Here is an 18,011-nt window from a genome sequence, read left to right on the forward strand (position 1 = left end):
TACATTTTCTTCCATCATTTTCTTCCCCACGCGCTTGGTGTGCGTCCGGTCCGGCGCTTGAAGGCGCGGGCGAACGTGGTGTAGTTCTCATAGCCGACGGCGAAGGCCACGTCGGACAGCGCGCAGGTCTCACGGCGCATCAGGCGCCGGGCCGCCTCGATGCGCAGGCGCTCGACGTAGGCGTGGACGGTCGAGCCCACGTGCCGCCGGAAGCGGGCGTGGACGCGGGCGCTGCGGAGACCGCAGGCGTCGAGGGCGGCGCCGGCGGTCAGGTCCCGGTCGAAGAGGTGCGCGTGCAGGTAGGCGAGCAACGTTTGCACGTCCGGCGGTAAAGCGGACGTGTCGCGCGAGGACAGCTCACGGAGAAAGACGGCCTTTTCAGTTTCCAGAAGCGGGTACGGCATGGAAGGTGCGGGCGGGTGAGCCGGCGGAGGAGCGCTCAGAGGGAAGGTCCGTCCCGTATAAACACCGCGACGGGGCGAATATAACCTTGTGGGCCGCCGTGGTGGGGTGCGGCGCTCGCGCTCGGCTGAGCGGCGCGGTTCACCGGCCCACTTTGAGGCGGCGGGCGAGGCTCTTCGGGAGGCGGGCGTGGAGGATGCGGGCGCACGTGCGCTCGACGTCGTACGGCGCGCGGACGAGTTCGTAGGCGAACGTCTCGGTGTCGAAGAAGGCGAAGCCGAGGCGCGGGTCGTTGTCGCGCGGCTGGCCCACGCTGCCCACGTTGATGAGGAAGCGGTAGCCGGGCCGGACGCGGAGCACGCCGAGCCTGTTCGCCATCACCGCCGGGATGTGGGTGTGCCCGATGAAGCACACGTCGGTGGTGAAGTGCTCGAACTGCGCCTGCGCGACGAGGAACGTGTCGATGCGCTGCCAGAGCTCCGGCAGGTGCGGCGTGGCGTGGACGAACGTGCAGCCGTCGACCTCGAGCTTGAGGGGCAGGTGGGCGAGGTAGGCGAGTTGATCGTCGGAGAGCCGGTCGCGGTTGTGTGCGGCGGCCACGCGGGCGTCCTTCGGCAGATAATCGACGCCGCGCGAGAGGGCCACGGCCTCGTCGTGGTTGCCCATCACGGCGCCGGCGCATCGCTCCCGCACGAGTTCCACGCACTCCTCGGCGTCCGCCCCGTAGCCGACCACGTCGCCGAGGCAGTAGATGGCGTCTACCCCGCGACGGTCGATGATGGAGAGGGCGGTGCGGAGGGCCTCGGCGTTCGAGTGAATGTCGGAGATGATGGCGAGCTTCACGGCGCCGAAGGGAAGATTGATCGTGAAAAGAGAGCGGGGAAGATCGGCTCTTTTCCCCTGACCGGCAAGGTACACGCTTTGAAAAAGAAAAGGATGCATCGGAGCGTGAGAAAGCGCGCGGGCGCATGACGGGCGGGTTGCTTACCTTTCGGGCGCGGGAACGAAACGCGGCGCGCGCGGTGCGAAGCGCCCTACCCTCCTCACCAGCCCTCGACGAGTGACCGTGGCTATCCTCAACGTCGGCGTCGTCTTCGGCGGCGTCTCGCCCGAGCACGAGGTGTCGATCATCTCCTCACTACAGGCCGCCGCCGCGCTCGACCGCAGCCGGTACCGGCCCATCCCGATCTACATCGCCAAAGACGGTCTCTGGCTTACCGGCGGCCGTCTCCTCGACGTCGAAGCGTACCAGGACCTCGACCGGCTTCGTGCCTCCGCCGTGCCCGTCGCGCTCGACCCCCACGCCTACGGCGCGCTCGAACTGATCGAGACGAGGCGCACCGGCCCCTTTGCCCGGCTCCGCCGCCGCCGCATCGACGTGATGTTCCTCGGCCTTCACGGCGGCGCGGGCGAGAACGGCGGCCTTCAGGGACTGTGCGAGACGTTCAACGTGCCCTACACCGGGAGCGGCATCCTCGGCTCGGCCCTCGGCATGGACAAAGTGCTCTCGAAGATGCTCTGCCGCGACCGGAACATCCCCGTCGTCGACTTCGTGGCGTTCCGGGAGTCGGAGTGGGCCGACCACGAGGAGGCATGGCTCGACCGGTGCGAGGCGGCGCTCGGCTACCCCGTCGTCGTCAAGCCCGCGCGGCTCGGCTCGTCCATCGGCATTGCGAAGGTGAAGGATCGCGCCGCGCTCGACGCCGCCGTCGAGGAGGCGTTCCGGTATGACGACAAGGTGATCGTCGAGGCGGCCGTTCAAAACCTCCGCGAGATCAACTGTTCGGTGCTCGGCGATCCCGACGAGGCCGTCGCGAGCGTGCTCGAAGAGCCGGTGACGGGCGAAGAACTGCTCACGTATCGGGAGAAGTACCTGCGCGGCGGCGACGGCGGGGCCAAAGGCGCGACCCGCCGTCGCGGGGCCAAACGCGCCGAAAGCGCCGCCGGAATGGCCTCGCTCGACCGCATCATCCCCGCACCCCTCCCCGACGCGCAGACGCGCGAGATCCGGGACCTCGCCGTCCGGGTGTTCCGGCTCTTCGAATGCGCCGGCGTCGCCCGCATCGACTTCATGCTCGACGCCGCCACGGAGCGCGTCTATTTCAACGAGATCAACACCATCCCCGGCTCGTTCTCCTTTTACCTGTGGGAGCCCTCCGGCGTCCCGTTCGACGAGCTGACGCACCGCATGATCGAGATCGCCCGCAAACGCCACCGCAACGCGAACAGCCGCATCCATACGTACGACGTCAACCTCCTCGCGGAGAAGAGCCTCTCGGGTCTGAAGGGAGCGAAGGGGTGAGGCGCGGCGCTCGCCTCACGTCCTCAGCGCGCGTGCGACGGCGGCGGCGAGGCGGGCGTTGTTTTCGAGCAGGGCGAGGTTGGCCCGGAGTGAGCGTTCCCCCGTCCGTTCGGTGAGGCGGGCGAGGAGAAACGGCGTCACTTCGGCGGAGCGGAGCCCCCGGCGGGCGGCTTCCTCGTGGGCCTCGGCGATGGCCGGTTCGATCTCTGCGCGCGGGATCGCGGCGGCCTCGGGGACGGGGACGGTGACGAGCACCGCGCCGGGCAGGCCGAGCTCGCGCCGCGCCCGTATGATTGCGGCCACTTCCTCCGGCGTGTCGCACCGCGCATCCACGGGCAGGCCGCTGCTCCGGCTGTAAAAGGCGGGCATCTCGTCCGTGCCGTAGCCGAGCACCGTCACGCCGCGCGTCTCGAGCACCTCGCGCGTGGCGGGCAGGTCGAGGATGGCCTTCGGCCCGGCGCATACGACGGTCACGGGCGTCTGCGCGAGCGCTTCGAGGTCGGCGCTCACGTCGAAGCTGCCCGTGCCGGGCGGGCCCTCGCCGCGATGCACGCCGCCGATGCCGCCGGTGGCGAAGACCTCGATGCCGCGCCGGTGGGCCGCCCACATCGTCGTGGCCACGGTCGTGCCCCCGCTCAGCCCGCGCGCCCTCACCACCGGCAGATCGCGGAGGCTCACCTTGCGCGCGTCCGGCATCCCGGCGAGGCGGCGGATCTCGTCCTCCCGAAGCCCCGCGATGATCTTCCCGTCGAGGATGCCGACGGTTCGGGGAGAGGCCCCCGCCTCACGGACGACGGCTTCGAGCCGAAGCGCGGTCTCCACGTTCAGCGGATGCGGGAGCCCATGCGTGATCACGGTCGATTCGAGGGCGACGCGGGGTTTCATGCGGTCGGATGGGTTGGTGGATGGCGGGAAAGATACGACGGAGCGCGCCGTTCATCACGCTCGGCCGACAACTCGGAGGCCGATGCCGACGGTTCGGCGCGAAGTCGTATCTATCGAAAGGCCCCCGCCGTAGTGCGGGAAAAGAGTGGGCCGGAAATGTATCGTGGTTCTTTCTGGGAAGATGAATAAAATCACTGAGGTGTAACTATTATGAGGTATTGCGTAGTACGAAAGTAACTTCACTCACACCATAGCCAAGCACACGGGAGGGTCTAGCTATGAAAAAAATCACCACACTCATGGCCGTAGGTGTCGTCACGTTCGGCCTGTCGGTCTCCGCTTATGCCGGGCCGGATTCGGACGACGATCCCAGAGCCGAAATGGCCGAACTCGACGCATCCGCGAAGGCGGCGGTCTCCAAAGCGGCCTGGGATGCGTTCTCGAAAAACCTCGTTAACGCCCTGAAATCGGATCATGACGGGCTCCGAGAAGCCGCCATGCGCTTCGTCATCCAGTACGGCGACCAGGTCAACGTGAAAGCCGCCGTGTTCGACGTGATGCGCATTTACCGGAACCACGACAACCAGAATCTCCGGCGCATGGCTGTCGTCGCCCTCGGTCAGATGAACAGTGATTGGGCTATCAGTTTCTTGCGACTTTCGGTGGAGTACGAATCGTCGGATGCCTTGCGTCATACCGTTCGGGCCGTCGTGGAAAGCCGGGACGGTGAGGGAAGGGTGTTGAACAGATAAAGCCTCGAAAAAATGTATTTGTTTTTATGAAAACCTGCGCTCTTTCGGGCGCGGGTTTTTTTTTATTCGAGCACTTCTTCGTCTTCGGCGCGCCAGGCGGGGTCGACGATGCACAGGAAGGCGAGCGGCTCATCGGAGGTGTTGCGGATCCACTGCACGGCGCCGGGAGGGATGTACACCGTGTCGCCGGGGCGCACGGGCGCTTGCTCGTCGTCGACGTGCATGACGCCTTCGCCGGAGAGGAGGTAGTACACCTCCGAGTGCTTCAGACGATGGCGGAGCGAGGTCTCGCCCGGCGGCACGACGGCATGGGCGAGGCTGTATCGGAGCGCGAGGTCGGCCCTGGCAGGGTGGAGAATCTCGCGGAGCACCGTGTCGTCCCCCGCGACGAAGGCGGGGCAGTCTTCGAGAGAGCGAATGAGCATGACGGCGGCGGTTGGAGCAAAAAAACGCCGCACCCGACTTCGTCGGCGGGCACGGCGCGTGGTTAGGCTTCACACGAACGGAAGCGATCAGCCCGCCGGTTCAAGGGGGATGGAGACTTTCGTGTGGTCCCACATCATCACGAGGTTGGCCCGCGGGGCGTCTTCTTCCTTTTCGAGCGCGATGGTGAAGGCCTCGTACATCTCCGGAGTGGTCGTCACGGGGACGTCGAAGCGGAGGACGTCGTGTTCCGGGTTATAGCTGAACGCGCCCCACTGTCCGAGGTCGCTGTTCAGGATGACGGTCCACGAGTCGGCGTGCGGGATGGTAAAGAGCGCGTACGTGCCGGCCGGGAGCGTGTGCCCGGCGATCTTGACGTCGCCGGTGACGGTGATCTCGGTGGCTTCGTTCGCGCCGGTGCGCCAGACCTCATCGTAGGGCACGAGCTTGCCGAAGATCTCGCGTCCGCGTTTGCGCGGGGAGGAGTACGTGATCTTGACGTACGTGTCGCCGAGCATGGCCTGCGCGATGGCCGTGGGACTTGGACGGAGGTCGGGCGCGGGCACGACGTTCTCTTCTTGCGCCAGCGCGCGTTGCGAGAGGCCGGCGGCCAGCATCAGGGCAAGCGCGAGCAGGAAGGCGCGCGTTCGAGCGAGCGAGCGGGGGGAGGCGGTCATGAGAATCCGGTGCTTGTGTATGGGACGGTGGTTTTCCGGAATATAGGCCCGCCTCCCTCATGGCGAAAGGGGGCGCACCGTGATATTTTCGAGGTTGACCTCGGAGACGAGCGACAGCCTGCCCGCCTCGAACAGTTCGTCGAAGCGTTGCACGTCGTCGATCCCGACGTCGTCGCCTTTATAATTATGGTAGTCGGCGAAGCGCACGCCGCCCACGGTCCGCACGTTGTAGGCCTCGCGGAAGCGGGAGCCCGTCACGTTGGTGTGATAATAATAGCCGAGGTAGTCCATCGTGCCGCGATCCCGGTGGAACCAGTACACGAACCGGTCCTCATAGTCGCGTCCGCCGCCTTCGGGCGCGAAGGTGACCTCGACCTCGTGGTACGGCTCGCCCTTGATCACGGTGTCGCCGAGATATTTCTTGCGCACGGCGGGATCATTGAGCGAGAACGGAAGCAACGCGAAGTATACGACGGAGTTGACGTCCTCCTCCATCTTGAGAAGCGCTTTCTCGGTCAGCGCCACGCGCACACCGTCGATCTCGCGGTAGAGGTCGTCGTTGTTGAGCACCTCGCGCACGGCGCCCGTCGAGTCGGTGTACAGGCGTTCGTATTGAAAGACGCCGTCGTCGCGGGTGACCTTGAAGTGCTTGCCCCGAAAGTCGAATTCGACGACGGCATGGCGCAGGCGGTCGCTGCCGTGGGCTTCGAGGGCGTCGTCGACGATGGCCTGCGGGTCGGGTGGGGAAGCGGCGCAGGCGGCGAGCAGGGGGAGCAGGAGAAGAAGCGGAAAAGAGCGCATGGCGGCGTGTTTTTTGGGTGGTGTAAGAGTTTCGAGGTTGAAAGTTAGACGGCGCGTCGCGGGGGGAGATCCGGGCGGGAAGGCCGGGATCCGTCAGAAGGAGACGGTCTTTTTGCGTCGAAGGCCGAAGCGTCGCCAGAGCGTGAGGATGAAGACGAGGTAGGCCGCGAGGATGCCGGCGAGCGCCCAGTATCCGATGAGCGCGCCGTCGAAGACGGTGAAGGGCAGGTTGATGACGATCAGGAGGGGGAAGCCGAAGCCGAGCGCGATCCCGCTGCTGAGGACGAGATCCTGCGCCACGGGGGAGGCCAGTTCGGGGTCGGCGACGCGCACGAGGGCCAGGCCGGAGCTGATCGTCCCCGTCATCTCGCCATAGATGCCGACGAAGCGCTCGAACGGATAATCGTCGAACACGCGCTCGGAGACCCATTTGATGGTGACGTACGTGACGACGGTGGCGATCAGGCACATCGCGAGGATGGGACCGAGGTAGGCCCACGCGATGCGCAGGCTGATGGCCATGATGGAGGCGGCGATGAGGTAGTCGGCCAGGAGACCGGTGAGGCGGTGGAGGAAGCCGTCGTCGAGCACGCGGTCGAGGCCGCGCCGGTGCAGCACGCGGCGGACGGTGAAGGCGAGCAGGTTGGCGAGGATGAAGTGGAACGACCACAGCGTCGGCGTCTCATGACCGAGGCCGACGCGCGTCAGCCCCTCGGCGAGCGCGACCGTCACGCCGTACGCGCCGAGGTAGACGAGCGCGATGAGCGCCACATGCACCGTCAGCGGCTCGACGGAACTCGGCGAGAACGTCAGGCGGGCCGCCACCGGCGGCGGCTCGGTGTGGACGATCCCCGTGCGCACGTCCGGGCCGAGGCTGTAGGCGCTCCGGACGAACACGGCATGGCCCCGACGAATGCCCCGGCTCACGAGGGCGATGCCCGTAAAGTAGGCGACGAGAAAGCCGATGGCGGCGATCGTCAGCCCGATGGAACCGCCCTCGGGAAAACCGTACGCCCCCCATCCCTGCCCGATGGAATAGGCAATGCCCGGCCCCATCCCGAAGCCGAGCGGCAAGAGCACCCCGACGGCGGGCACGAAGTCGGGATTGATGAAATACACCACCGTAAGCGCCACGCCGAGGCCGACGAGCGCCTGAAGCAGAAACGTCATGATCTGGATGAACCCGAGGTTGATCGCCGCGCGCGAGTGCTTTTGCATCCCTCCCTGAAGCCCCACGCCGATGAACGTCAGCGCGAGGAGGTGATACACGTAGACCCCCATCCGTTCGAGCGAGAAATCGAGCCACCCGAGGAGCTCCGGCCCGACGACAAGGCCCGCGAACCCGGCGATGAGGTTGGCCGGGATGAGGAAGCGCCGAAAGAAGCCGACGTATCGTCGGGCGAGCACGCCCGCGAGCAAAAGCCCGCTCACGAGGGCGACGTCGAGCATGAAACGGCCGAGCGAAAGCGAAAGGGTCCAGGCGTTCATACGGCGACGGCGTGCGTGGAGAGGTCGGCGGCGCAGAGGTGGTGGAGCGCGTCGAGCCACTGAAGGGCGCTCCCGTCTTCGACGAAACCAAGCTGCATCATGCGGTCGGCAAGCGTGAGCTGAAGCTTGTAGTTTCGCTCGACGTCGGCATAGCGGATGGCCTCGAGCGGGACGTCGAACGAGCCGTCGGCGGTGGTGAGGCGAACGGCGTCGTCGAAGAGGGCGGCCTCGGCCATGCCGTGGGGGACGAGGTGGGGGAAGGCGGTCTCGGTGTGAAGCGCCACGCGGTTGCGGAGGTAGGCGCCGTCGCGGCCTTTTTCGAGGGGGAGCGCGCGGATCGTCGCGTACAGGTCGCCGGTGAAATGACGCTCGCCGGTCGCGTCGTCGCGGAGGGTGCTGTCCGGGAGCATGGTCAGGCGGAGCGTCCCGGCGCGGTTGACCACACGGACGCCGTCGGGGGTGAAGAGGCCGCCGTGTGCGCCCGTGAGGGGGTCGCGGTAGAGGAGGCGGTGGATGCCGTCGGCGGGGCGGTAGGCGCGGCGCGGACGGGCCGCCTCGGGGAAGACGGCGTCGTCGTGCGCGGCGATGGGCGCGCGCAGCCGCGTGAGGGCCTCGTCGAGCGGCGTCCGGCGGTCGAAGGTGAGCGGCGGGAGCACCTCCAAACGGATGCGGGCCGGGCGCGGGTACTTCGCCCACCGGGGCCAGCCGAGGTACGAGCCGTGCGTGCGCACCGGGTAGACGGGCACGCCGCATCGGACGAAGAGCTTGGCCGTCGCCTCGATCCACGGCATCGGCCGTCCGTCCCATCGCATCCCGCCCTCGGGGTAGATGACCACCTGCCGCCCCTCGTCGAGGAAACGGTAGATGTCACGGATGAGGTGCGGCTCGGGGATGCGCTTCCGGGTGGGCCGAAGGCCGATGCTCCGAAAGGCCCACGTCGCGAGGCCCCCGCGGAACCGTTCGAACGTCATCACGCCCGCCGTGCACCGACCCCACCGCGTGAAGACGTTGAGGAGGAACGGATCGAGAAGGTTCGAGTGGTTCCCGTAAAAGAAACACGGCCCGTCGGCGGGAAAAGCCTCGGGGTTGACGAGTGCGGGCCGCCACAGGGCCCGCGCGAAGCCGTTGACCGTCGGGCGGAGCAGCGTTTCGGCAAGCAGATGTTCGATCCGGCGGCGGGAAAGCATGGAGGAGCGGCGGCGTGGGGAGGAGAGGACAATATATCATCCCGGACGCGATTTGTGAAAGAGCGGCGGGACGAGGCGGTTCGGGACTTCGCGCCGGACGCATGGCGTCAGCCCGTCGCATGCGCGCCGGACGCCTGCGCATCCGAGGTTAACGGTCCGACTGCGCGTCGTCGTCTTTCTGCTCGCGCGCGGCCTGTTCGCGATAGTGGCGGCGGATGCGGAGCTTCTGAAGCTGCCGCTCGATGACGAGGTCGGCCAGCGCCGCCGGGATCGCTTCGGGGCCGTGGGTGGACAGAACGGCGGTCACCTTCCGTTCGGCCACGTCGATGCGATAGAGGATGCTCATGAGCAAGCCGGGATTGCGGTCGAGCAAAACGGCGATTCGCTCCGCAACGAACGCCCGCACGTCCTCGAGCGACGGATGCGCGACGGGCGCGAGGTCGGTGTCGGGGGCGAGCGCCGCCGAGAGCGTCGCGAGCGTTTCGGGGAGGAGGGCGTCGTCGTTCATCGCGGAATCAGAGGAGCGGTTCATCGGAGTTGAACGCCGAGGAGCCATCGGAAGGCGAGCGCGTCTTCGTCGCGGGCGATGTGGCGGGGGGCGCTCGCCCAGAACGGGAAGCGGGCCACGAGCCGGAGGCCCGAGAGCGCGTCCGACTGGGCAATCCACCGGCGCAGCGGCGTGAGCGCGGACACGTCGTACGAGAGGCCCATGCCCGCGTCGGCCACGAGGTCCCGGAGCGCGACGCCGAGGGTCTCTTCGTTCCATACCGTTCCGAAGCCGAAGAACGCCTCCGCCTCGAACGGATGCAACCACGGATGCGCCGAGACCGGCCCGCTGCCGAGGGTGACCGTGCCTGCGAAGATGTTGCGCGCCGCCCGCGCGCCGAGGATCACACGGCGGCGGCCGACGCCGGTGCGGCTGAGCGCGTACGCCACCGGCCCGACGCCCGAGAAGGCGACGAGGTGGGCGTCGTCGAGGGGACGCTCGAACGCGGCGGCCACGTTCCGGAAGGGCGCGCTCCGCCAGCGGTCCTCGTACGAGCCGACGCCGAGGCGCGGGCGCTTGTGGAAGGCGAGCCCCGGCGCCCCGAGCCCGAAGCGCACCCGGTAGCGCAACGGGAAACGCCCGAGCCGGAGGTCCTCGGTGAAGTCGGCCGTGATGCGGTTGGCGCTCGTGGGGGTGTCGTCGGGGAAGACGGATTCGAGCGCCCCGCCGAGTTCCACCGTCACCTCGGCGCGCGCGCCCTCCTTCGCATAGGCATAGGCGAGCCGGAGCGAGCCAAGGTGGAACCTCGGGAAGGCGGGCCGGAGCGAAGGGAAGCCGGTGGGCCGGAAGAAACGGTCGGAGGCGCGGAACTGATGGAGGAGCGAGACCGTGAGGCGATGCGGGCCGGCGGCGCCGGGACGGGGGCCGAACGGCGTCGAGAGGGTGATCTCGTTCTCCATGAAGCCGAGGTGCTTCCGCGCCGAGAACGCGAGCGCGGCAAAGGGGCCGAGGGCGCGGACGGGATAAGCATACGAGGCGGCATAGTCGATGCCGTCGAAGAAAGAGGTGTGGCGGGGCTCGGTCTCGAGCGCGGGGTCGTCGCCGCCGGAGAAGAGGACCTCGGGCCAGAGCTTGACGGTCGCCAGCGCCCGGTGTCGCCCGAGCACGTACGCGCCGCGCGCCTGAAGCCCGAGGCCCGCGCCGAAGTCGTGCGCGTACTGCGCGAGCGGACGGACGCCGACGCCGTACCGGCTCCACGTCGGCGCGGGCGGGCGGAGGAAGGCCACGTCGAGCGGGAACGTGGACGCGTTGTCGAGGCGGTTCTGTTCCGGCGTCCGTTCGAGCGGGTCGAGCTCGACCTTCACGACCTTCTCCGGGAGCGTGACGGTGATCGTGTGCGTCGGCGAGGTCCACGGCCACGCCTCGGCGACGCTCCAGTCCTCGGGCACGGGCTTGTGCCCCTCCATGATCGTGAGCGGAACCGTGACCCACCGCGCCCCGCCGCCTTCGAGCGTGAGCCGGAGGTCGACGGGCATCACCACGTCGTCTTTTCGGTGAAGCGTGATCGTCGTCGCCCACCCGTCGCCCGCCCGGCGCGAGGCGACCGCGCCGACGCCGTAGTCGAGCGTGCGCGTGGTGTTGAGGAACTGCTCGAAGAACCAGTCGAGGCGAAGCCCGCTCACGTCCTCGGCCACCTTCTCCACGTCGAACGGGCCGGGGTGGCGGAACTTGAACCGCCGAAAATATTCCTTGAAGAAGGCGTCGCGGCGCTCGTCGGAGATCACGTAGCCGAGCATCTCGGCGATCATCTCGCCGCCGCTGTAGGCGGCCACGCCGTAGGCCCGGTTTTCGCGGAACCAGTCGGCGGGCGTGTTCAGCCGGTCGGCGAAGCCGAGCGCAAGCGCCGAGGCTACGTTTTGGACGGCCCTTCGGTGGTCGCCGCGACTGCGCCCGCGCGAGGCGATGTGCATGAACGCCTCTCCCGAGATATAGCTCGTGAAGCCCTCATCCATCCACGCATAGTCGGCCTCGTTCGAGCCGATCATACCATAGAACCACTCGTGGGCCGCCTCGTGCGCGGTCACGCCGAGAAGCGAGAAGGGCGAGCGCCGCCCGGTGATGAAGTTCACCATCGGGTATTCCATGCCGCCGTCGCCCGCCTGCGCGACGGTGAACTGCGGCCACGCGTACGGCCCCACGTGCTCGTCATAGAAGGCGAGGATCTGCGGGACCCACGCGCGCATCGGCTGCCACGCCTCGGCCACGTCGGGCTGATAGAGGAGGTGCACGACGACGCCGTTCGGCCCCTCGATGCGGTCGTGGAGGAAGTCGGGGTCGGCGACCCACGCGAAGTCGTGGACGTTCTCGGCGTGGAAGCGCCACGTGAGCGCGTCGGCGTCGGGTGTGGGTGCGTCGGCATAGCCGTGGCCGACTTCGTCGGCGTTGACCACGACGCCCGTGCCGCCGAGCACGTAGTTCGCCGGCGCGGTGATCCGCACGTCGAACGAGCCGAAGGGGCCGTAAAACTCGCGCCCGACGTACGGGTCGGCGTGCCAGCCGCGCTCGTCATACGCGGCCATCTTCGGATACCACTGGCTCATCGAATAGTCGATGCCCTCGCGGTTGTCGCGCCCGCTCCGGCGGGTCTGAAGCGGGACCTGGGAGCGGAAGCGCATCTCGAAGACGGCCCGCCCGCCCGGCGGGATCGGCTCGGCGAGCGTGACGCGCATCACGGTGTCGTGGATCTCGAAGGCGACGGCCCGCCCGTTCTGGGTGAGTGAGAGGATCTCGTGGAAGCCGATTTCGTCCGGGCCGAGGTTCCATATGCGCGGCACGATGCGCCCGTCCGGATCGGGCAGGTGACGGTTGCGCTCGGCCATCATCGAATGTGGCTGAAAGGCGTTGAAGTAGAGGTGATAGAAGACGCGGCGGAGCGTGTCCGGCGAGTGGTTGAAATACGTCAGGCGCTGGAACCCGTCCATCCGGTGCCGGTCGGCGTGGAGCGTGACGTCCATCTCATACGCCACCCGCTGTTGCCAGGCAGGCTGGGCGCGCGCGGAGGGGAGCAAGACGAAGGCGACGAGGCCGAGGACGGAGAAGCGCGAAATGAGCGAGGGGAGAAGGGTCATGAAGGCAGCGCAAAGAAGACTCGACGGAAAGGGGATGCGGCCCAAAGGTACGACAGACGACCTTCCGAATCCGCCCCGAAAGCCGGGACCCGACCACCGGTTCTCCGGCGTGCTCGAAAGCGGTCGTCTACCTCCGGTTTTGGCAAAGGGGCCCGCTCGGGTTATTTTGTCACGATCCGCGCCGGGCGAAGGCGTCGGATCTCGTTCGAACGAACGCGTTCTGGAGATGCGGCGTCGCCGAACGAGTCGCTTTTTTTTCACCATTCCCGCACAGCCGTGACGAAAGCCGACATCATCGACGAGATCGCAACCGGGACGGGTCTGACCAAGATCGAAACCGAAGCCGTGGTTAATGGGTTCATCGCTTTGCTCAAAGCCGGCCTCAAGCGCGGCGAGCGCATAGACCTGCGCGGCTTCGGTGCGTTTCGGGTGCAGCTTCGCGCTGCGCGTACGGCGCGCAACCCCCGGACAAACGAGGTGATCGAAGTGCCGGCGCAGTACGTGCCGGTCTTCAAACCCTCACGCGAGTTCCGGCACGCCGTCGACGAGGCCATGAAGGCGAAGGAAACGCAGGGATGACCGGGGCGAAGCCGTTGCCCGCCGGAGCCGTTCCGAGGCGCGGCCTTCCGAGGCGCGGCCTTCCGATTTATGCAAGCATACCAGGGTGATGGATAGACATGGCGAATCTCGTTTGTGAGGAGTGTGGCGCGAGGATCCCCGAAGGCGCGGATCGGTGCGAACTCTGCGGCACGCCCGTGCCGGGAACCGTCGTCGCGGCGGAAGAGGAGGTCGTCGTCGCGGCCGAGGGGCAAATCGTGGTCGTGGCGGAGGAGCCTTCGGTTGCGGCGGAAGCGGCGGCGGAGCCCTCGGCTTCGCCCGTGGGGGCGGGGAAAGAGGTGTTTTGCAACGCCTGCGGCTGGTCGAACCCGCCCGGTTCACGGTTTTGCAGTCAATGCGGGGCCAGGCTCGACGCCCGTGTGGCGCGTGCGTCCGTTCCCGCGCCGTCCGTTCCCGCGCCGTCCGTTCCCGCGAAGGCGCGCGCCGCGAAAGCCCCCGTTTCGGTCCCGGTGGACACGGCGCCGGCGGCTCCGGCGACGACCGCGCAAAGCGCCGTCGGGCGTCAGGTGGCGATCCTCGTCGGGGCCGGGATTCTGCTCGTCGTCGGGCTGTATCTGATCACCGTCGTCAGCAAGGGGATGGGGGGAAGCGCCACCGCGCCGCCGCCCACGGCACAGGCCGCCCCGCAAGTCGCTCCGCTGCCGGAGGACGTCGCCGAGCAGGCCGAGGCGCTCCGGGCCGAGATCGATCAACTCACCGGCGCGGCCCGGCTCGAAAAACGCCGCGAACTCGTCAGCCTGTACCTCCGCGAGGAACGGTACGACCTTGCCGCCGAGGAACAGGAACGCATCGCCGAGGCAGAGAACACCGAGGACGCATGGGTGCTCGTGGGCAATTTGAATTACGACTGGATGGAGCGGCAGCCCTCCGCCGACCGGGCCGTCTTCGCCAAGCGCGCCATCGCGGCCTATCAACGGGCGCTCGAGATCAACCCCGACAACCTCGACGTGCGCACCGACATGGCCATCGCATATATGTACGACCCGGACAACCCGATGAAGGCCATTCAGGAGACGAACGAGGTGCTCAAACGCAATCCCGATCACGTGCAGGCAAACTTCAACCGGGGCATCATGCTCATGCAGATCAACCGGATGGATGAGGCCGTGAAGCAGATGGAGAAGGTCAAGCGTCTGATCAATGACCCCGAGGATCCCGTCTATCAACGCGCCGAACGGGTTATCGAAATGATCCGGGATAGTGGGAACGGAGGGCGCTCGTGAAGCGCGAACGGCGGGAGGGGGTATGCGAGCCCCATGACGCGAGCCGCCGCCCGTCCAAATTGCTTCACACCCGGTCCGCCGGCGTCGTATATTGGAGCTCCTGATCAACGTACCCGAGGGAGGTATGGACAAGCTCTTCACCCCGTCAGATCTCGAACGCATCCGTGAGGCCGTGGCCGGGGCGGAAGGCCGGACGTCCGGAGAGATCGTGCCTTTCGTGATCCCCCGGAGCGAGCGCTATGAAGTGGCCGTCTGGCGGGGCGCTTCCTTTCTCGCCGTGGCGGCGCTGGCCGTGACGACGCTCGTGTTTCAGTTTTACGAGGGCTGGGGAATGGCGTGGCTGTACACCGGATGGGGTACGGCGCTCGTGGCGCTGGCTGCCGGCACGCTCGGCGCCGTGCTTGCCGCGTTCGTGCCCCCCGTCAAACGCCTGCTCGCCGGGGACGATCTCCTCACGCGCATGGTGCACCGCCGGGCCATGCAGGCCTTCGTCGAAGAAGAGGTCTTCGACACCCGCGACCGGACGGGCATCCTCCTCTTCGTCTCGCTCTTCGAGCGCCGCATCGAGGTCCTCGGAGACGCCGGCATCAATGCGCGCGTCTCGCCCGACGACTGGGCCGACGTCGTGCTCCGCATCCGCGACGGCATCAAGGCCGGCAAGCCCGCCGAGGGCCTGATCGACGCCATCGGCATGTGTGGGCAACTGCTCGAACGGAAGGGCGTCGAGATCCGACCCGACGACGTGAACGAACTGCCCGACGGCCTGCGCATGGGCCGGGAAGACGTATAAACAGAGCGTCGCGGCAAAGGCCGGAGGCTCGAAACGCTTTGAAAAAGAGAGGACGCCGGTGCGAAGCAATCGCAGGCGTCCTCTCTGGGTGTCGTCGTTCGGGGCGCGCGCCGTTTTACCGGAGCGTGTACGTCAGCCGGGCCGTGACGAGGCGGCCGATCTCGGGCACGTCGACGTATTCCCGGTGGCGGTTGTCGAAGACGTTCTGCGCCGTCACGTCGATGCGGAGGCCGGGGGCCTGGCGGCCGAAGTCATACCCCGCGCCGAGGTCGAGGAGGAAGTAGCTGTCCACGGCGCCCTGGTGGACGCCCGAGCGCACCTCGAACGAGTCCACGTAGCGCCCGGCGGCATTGAACGAGAAGCCGCTCGGGTCGGTGTATGTGAAGCCGCCCCGCACCTTGTTCTTCGGCGCGTTCATCGAGATGACGAGGCCGGTGCCCGGTTCGCCCACCTCGGTGTCGTCGAAGAAGTTGTCGCTCACCCACGAGTAGTTGCCGAAGATCGAGAGCCGTTCGCTGACGAGGGCCTGTACTTCGAGGTCTGCGCCGAAATAGTCCACGTCGCCGAAGTTGATGTAGGTGAGCATCAGTTCGGGTTTGGTGGTCGGGTCGAAGTTCTCGTTGGTCTCGACGAGGCCGATGGGCCCGCCGGCGAGGGCGGCGCCGGCCTGCTGATAGATGCCGGCGAGGGCGGCGGCGCTGAGACCGAACGGGGCGAGCTCGGCGTCGGTGAAGGCTCCCGCGACGGCGCCCGCAAGGTCGCCCGGAACGTCCGGCACGAGCACGAACGGCGTGACGAACTGAAGCTCGCTGAGGAAGTTCTGCTTCTGGGTATAGTAGACGTCGATGCCCACGAGCACTTTCTTGCCGAAGACGCCCCGGTAGCCCACTTCCGCCGAGTTCGTGATCGTCTGCTTGATGGGCGGCAGGTCGTTCAATTCCGTGACGGGCCGGACGTTGCCGCCGGAGATGAAGGCCATGAACCCTTCCGAGACGCCGGGGATCTGCGTCACTTTGCTCAGCAGCAGCCCTTTGAAGCTGTCCGGCAGTCCCGCGAACGGCCCGCCTTCGCCGATGAGGCCGGCGGTGGCCGCCGCATAGGCGCGGGCCAGCGCGATGCCCACGCCCGGGTCGCGCGGATCGAGGCCGGGCACGGGGACGAAGGAGGTCGTCTGCGGCGGGTTGGGGAAGGTCCAGCCCCGGGCGGCGCCGCGCGCGCGGACGAGGAACGCGCCGGCATCCTGAACGACGAGGTCGAGGAAGAAGTTGACGCCGGCAGGGGTGGAGAAGGCGCGGTTGAACGTGGCGCGGAACGTGTGTTCGGGCGTGGCCTTGTAGACGAGCCCCACCCGCGGCGAGAGCTGCGTCTCCTCGGTCACGTCATTGAAGTCTACACGCGCCGCCGCCACGAGGTCGAGCTGCGGCGTAAGCACCGTCTCGGATTGGACGTACGCGCCGTACTCGTTGATCGTGTCGTTGTTTTCCTCGCGCCCGTGAATGGTGCCTTCCGTGACGGGATCGGTGCGTTTGTAATCGACGCCCGCCACCACGTTTTCGCGCCCGTCGGCGAGGCTGAGCGTGTATTGCGCCTGGCCGGTGAACTGCGTCGACTTATCTACGATCTTCGCGCCGGAGCGATAGATGAACGTGTCACCCGCGTCGTTCTTGTTGAGGTAGGCCTGCGCGAAGAAGCCGCCGGCATCCACGCGAAGCTGGCCGAAGAACGAGGCGAAGTTGTCGCTCTGATTTTCGCCCGTGTTCGAAATGTTGATGCCTTTGAGTGAGGAATACCCGCCGTTGGCCGTGATCATGACGTCGGGGCGGGCGCGATACTGGAGGGTGCCGAGCACGTAGCCTTTCCACGTGTCATAATCCCGTCCGCCGATATTGGGGGCGATGGCGTCGAGCAGGGCCTTGTCGGCCGGGTCGTTCGGGTCGAGCTTCCAGTCCTCGCCCTGGCTGTAGTATCCGACCACCTTGTACCCGAGCCGGTCGTTGACCACGCCCGCATGGCGGAAGCTGCCCTGGACGAGCTGTTGCTGTCCGCCGCCGATGGAGACCGTCGTGCCGGGATACGTGAAGGGGTCCTTCGTGATGAAGTGAATCACACCCTGCTCTACGCCCGGGCCGTAGAGCGCCGAGCCCGGTCCGCGCACGACCTCGATCTGCGCCAGGTCGATGGGAGAGATGGGCATGCTGCCGAACTGGTTGATGCCGAGCGACGGCGTGACGGTCTGTCGGAAATCGACCATCGCATAGGTTTTCGAGACGAAGGCTGCGTTGAAGCCCCGGAGCGCGATCTGGTACCGGTCGAGGCCTGCCTGCACGAGGTCGACGCCCGTGGTGTTGCGCAACGTGGCCGCCGCCGAGGGCGCCGCGTCCTGCTCGATCTCTCGCGCTTCGAGCACCGAGATGGACGCCGGAGAGTCGAGGACCTTCTCCTGCTGCCGCGAGGCCGTCACGACGACGGGGTTCAGGTTCACGCCGGGCGTTAGCCGCACGTCCACGGTCTCCGTTGCGCCCGCCGCAAGCGTGATGCGCACTTCGGCGTCCTGAAAGCCGACGAACCGCGCCACCAGTTCGTACGTGCCGGGGTTCACATCGCGCAGTTCATAGCGTCCGTCGTCGTCGGTAGCCGCGCCCGTGATGAGGTTGCCCGAGCGGAAGAGCACCACGTTGGCGCCCGGAAGCGGCTGGTTCGTGTCGGCGTCAAAGACGGTTCCGCGCACCGTGGCCGTTTGCGCCCGGGCTTCGAGGACAAACAGGCTCAAAAGAAGGCACGGCAAAAGGAGGAAAAGGTGCTTTCGTGTCATGACGGTTCCGCGATTAGTGGGGAGGGAGGCGGGAGG

General features: G+C 67.2%; 16 protein-coding genes. 5 read left to right on the forward strand and 11 right to left on the reverse strand.

The window, feature by feature from the left end; translation table 11 throughout:
- Positions 1 to 14: 14 nt before the first annotated feature.
- The gene (locus tag AC1HIY_RS14640; RefSeq protein ID WP_479577539.1) at positions 15 to 404 is read right to left on the reverse strand and encodes a helix-turn-helix domain-containing protein; all 390 of its coding nucleotides are present in this window, start codon (positions 402 to 404) and stop codon (positions 15 to 17) included.
- 139 nt (positions 405 to 543) lie between these two features.
- Positions 544 to 1,245 carry a metallophosphoesterase family protein gene (locus tag AC1HIY_RS14645; RefSeq protein ID WP_479577540.1) on the reverse strand — a complete coding sequence of 234 codons (702 nt, stop codon included), beginning with the start codon at positions 1,243 to 1,245 and terminating at the stop codon, positions 544 to 546.
- A gap of 217 nt (positions 1,246 to 1,462) precedes the next feature.
- On the opposite strand from AC1HIY_RS14645, the gene AC1HIY_RS14650 reads away from it, so the two are divergent.
- On the forward strand, positions 1,463 to 2,704 hold the full coding sequence (locus tag AC1HIY_RS14650) for a D-alanine--D-alanine ligase family protein (protein ID WP_479577541.1): 1,242 nt from the start codon (positions 1,463 to 1,465) through the stop codon (positions 2,702 to 2,704).
- Positions 2,705 to 2,719: 15 nt separating this feature from the next.
- Here AC1HIY_RS14650 and AC1HIY_RS14655 read toward each other — a convergent pair whose 3' ends face one another.
- Complete coding sequence (locus AC1HIY_RS14655; protein ID WP_479577542.1) at positions 2,720 to 3,589, reverse strand: pseudouridine-5'-phosphate glycosidase; 870 nt, start codon at positions 3,587 to 3,589, stop codon at positions 2,720 to 2,722.
- A 278-nt stretch (positions 3,590 to 3,867) separates the two neighbouring features.
- On the opposite strand from AC1HIY_RS14655, the gene AC1HIY_RS14660 reads away from it, so the two are divergent.
- Complete coding sequence (locus AC1HIY_RS14660) at positions 3,868 to 4,341, forward strand: HEAT repeat domain-containing protein (protein WP_479577543.1); 474 nt, start codon at positions 3,868 to 3,870, stop codon at positions 4,339 to 4,341.
- Between the two features lie 62 nt (positions 4,342 to 4,403).
- On the opposite strand, the gene AC1HIY_RS14665 is transcribed toward AC1HIY_RS14660, so the two are convergent.
- The 7 genes from AC1HIY_RS14665 to AC1HIY_RS14695 form a co-directional block, all read right to left on the reverse strand.
- Positions 4,404 to 4,766, reverse strand: coding sequence for a cupin domain-containing protein (locus tag AC1HIY_RS14665; protein ID WP_479577544.1), 363 nt, complete (start codon positions 4,764 to 4,766; stop codon positions 4,404 to 4,406).
- Between the two features lie 87 nt (positions 4,767 to 4,853).
- Positions 4,854 to 5,441: a DUF2911 domain-containing protein gene (locus AC1HIY_RS14670; protein ID WP_479577545.1), complete on the reverse strand. Its 588-nt coding sequence runs from the start codon at positions 5,439 to 5,441 to the stop codon at positions 4,854 to 4,856.
- A gap of 57 nt (positions 5,442 to 5,498) precedes the next feature.
- Entirely contained in the window at positions 5,499 to 6,242 is a 744-nt protein-coding gene (locus AC1HIY_RS14675) for a DUF6503 family protein (protein WP_479577546.1), read from the reverse strand.
- Between the two features lie 93 nt (positions 6,243 to 6,335).
- Entirely contained in the window at positions 6,336 to 7,730 is a 1,395-nt protein-coding gene (locus AC1HIY_RS14680; RefSeq protein WP_479577547.1) for a sodium/glutamate symporter family protein, read from the reverse strand.
- On the reverse strand, positions 7,727 to 8,917 hold the full coding sequence (locus tag AC1HIY_RS14685; protein WP_479577548.1) for a lysophospholipid acyltransferase family protein: 1,191 nt from the start codon (positions 8,915 to 8,917) through the stop codon (positions 7,727 to 7,729). The genes AC1HIY_RS14680 and AC1HIY_RS14685 overlap by 4 nt, the downstream gene beginning before the upstream one ends.
- A 148-nt stretch (positions 8,918 to 9,065) precedes the next feature.
- Positions 9,066 to 9,425 carry a hypothetical protein gene (locus AC1HIY_RS14690; RefSeq protein ID WP_479577549.1) on the reverse strand — a complete coding sequence of 120 codons (360 nt, stop codon included), beginning with the start codon at positions 9,423 to 9,425 and terminating at the stop codon, positions 9,066 to 9,068.
- A 20-nt stretch (positions 9,426 to 9,445) separates the two neighbouring features.
- Positions 9,446 to 12,532, reverse strand: coding sequence for a M1 family metallopeptidase (locus tag AC1HIY_RS14695; protein WP_479577550.1), 3,087 nt, complete (start codon positions 12,530 to 12,532; stop codon positions 9,446 to 9,448).
- Between the two features lie 276 nt (positions 12,533 to 12,808).
- Here AC1HIY_RS14695 and AC1HIY_RS14700 point away from each other — a divergent pair, with 276 nt between their 5' ends.
- From AC1HIY_RS14700 to AC1HIY_RS14710, 3 genes are all read left to right on the forward strand, one after another.
- A complete protein-coding gene (locus AC1HIY_RS14700; protein ID WP_479577551.1) occupies positions 12,809 to 13,111 on the forward strand; it encodes an HU family DNA-binding protein in 303 nt (100 codons plus the stop codon).
- Positions 13,112 to 13,209: 98 nt separating this feature from the next.
- Positions 13,210 to 14,373, forward strand: a complete 1,164-nt coding sequence (locus tag AC1HIY_RS14705) for a double zinc ribbon domain-containing protein (RefSeq protein WP_479577552.1) — start codon at positions 13,210 to 13,212, stop codon at positions 14,371 to 14,373.
- Positions 14,374 to 14,497: 124 nt separating this feature from the next.
- A complete protein-coding gene (locus AC1HIY_RS14710) occupies positions 14,498 to 15,163 on the forward strand; it encodes a TPM domain-containing protein (protein ID WP_479577553.1) in 666 nt (221 codons plus the stop codon).
- 115 nt (positions 15,164 to 15,278) lie between these two features.
- Here AC1HIY_RS14710 and AC1HIY_RS14715 read toward each other — a convergent pair whose 3' ends face one another.
- Complete coding sequence (locus AC1HIY_RS14715) at positions 15,279 to 17,975, reverse strand: TonB-dependent receptor (protein WP_479577554.1); 2,697 nt, start codon at positions 17,973 to 17,975, stop codon at positions 15,279 to 15,281.
- Positions 17,976 to 18,011: the final 36 nt, after the last annotated feature.

The sequence above is a fragment of the Rhodocaloribacter sp. genome (genome assembly GCF_056451265.1).

Coding starts and splice junctions, on each gene's coding strand:
- AC1HIY_RS14640 (WP_479577539.1), bottom strand. CDS start 404: ATGCCGTACCCGCTTCTGGAAACTGAAAAGGCCGTCTTTCTCCGTGAG.
- AC1HIY_RS14655 (WP_479577542.1), bottom strand. CDS start 3,589: ATGAAACCCCGCGTCGCCCTCGAATCGACCGTGATCACGCATGGGCTC.
- AC1HIY_RS14660 (WP_479577543.1), top strand. CDS start 3,868: ATGAAAAAAATCACCACACTCATGGCCGTAGGTGTCGTCACGTTCGGC.
- AC1HIY_RS14665 (WP_479577544.1), bottom strand. CDS start 4,766: ATGCTCATTCGCTCTCTCGAAGACTGCCCCGCCTTCGTCGCGGGGGAC.
- AC1HIY_RS14670 (WP_479577545.1), bottom strand. CDS start 5,441: ATGACCGCCTCCCCCCGCTCGCTCGCTCGAACGCGCGCCTTCCTGCTC.
- AC1HIY_RS14675 (WP_479577546.1), bottom strand. CDS start 6,242: ATGCGCTCTTTTCCGCTTCTTCTCCTGCTCCCCCTGCTCGCCGCCTGC.
- AC1HIY_RS14680 (WP_479577547.1), bottom strand. CDS start 7,730: ATGAACGCCTGGACCCTTTCGCTTTCGCTCGGCCGTTTCATGCTCGAC.
- AC1HIY_RS14685 (WP_479577548.1), bottom strand. CDS start 8,917: ATGCTTTCCCGCCGCCGGATCGAACATCTGCTTGCCGAAACGCTGCTC.
- AC1HIY_RS14690 (WP_479577549.1), bottom strand. CDS start 9,425: ATGAACGACGACGCCCTCCTCCCCGAAACGCTCGCGACGCTCTCGGCG.
- AC1HIY_RS14695 (WP_479577550.1), bottom strand. CDS start 12,532: ATGACCCTTCTCCCCTCGCTCATTTCGCGCTTCTCCGTCCTCGGCCTC.
- AC1HIY_RS14705 (WP_479577552.1), top strand. CDS start 13,210: ATGGCGAATCTCGTTTGTGAGGAGTGTGGCGCGAGGATCCCCGAAGGC.
- AC1HIY_RS14710 (WP_479577553.1), top strand. CDS start 14,498: ATGGACAAGCTCTTCACCCCGTCAGATCTCGAACGCATCCGTGAGGCC.
- AC1HIY_RS14715 (WP_479577554.1), bottom strand. CDS start 17,975: ATGACACGAAAGCACCTTTTCCTCCTTTTGCCGTGCCTTCTTTTGAGC.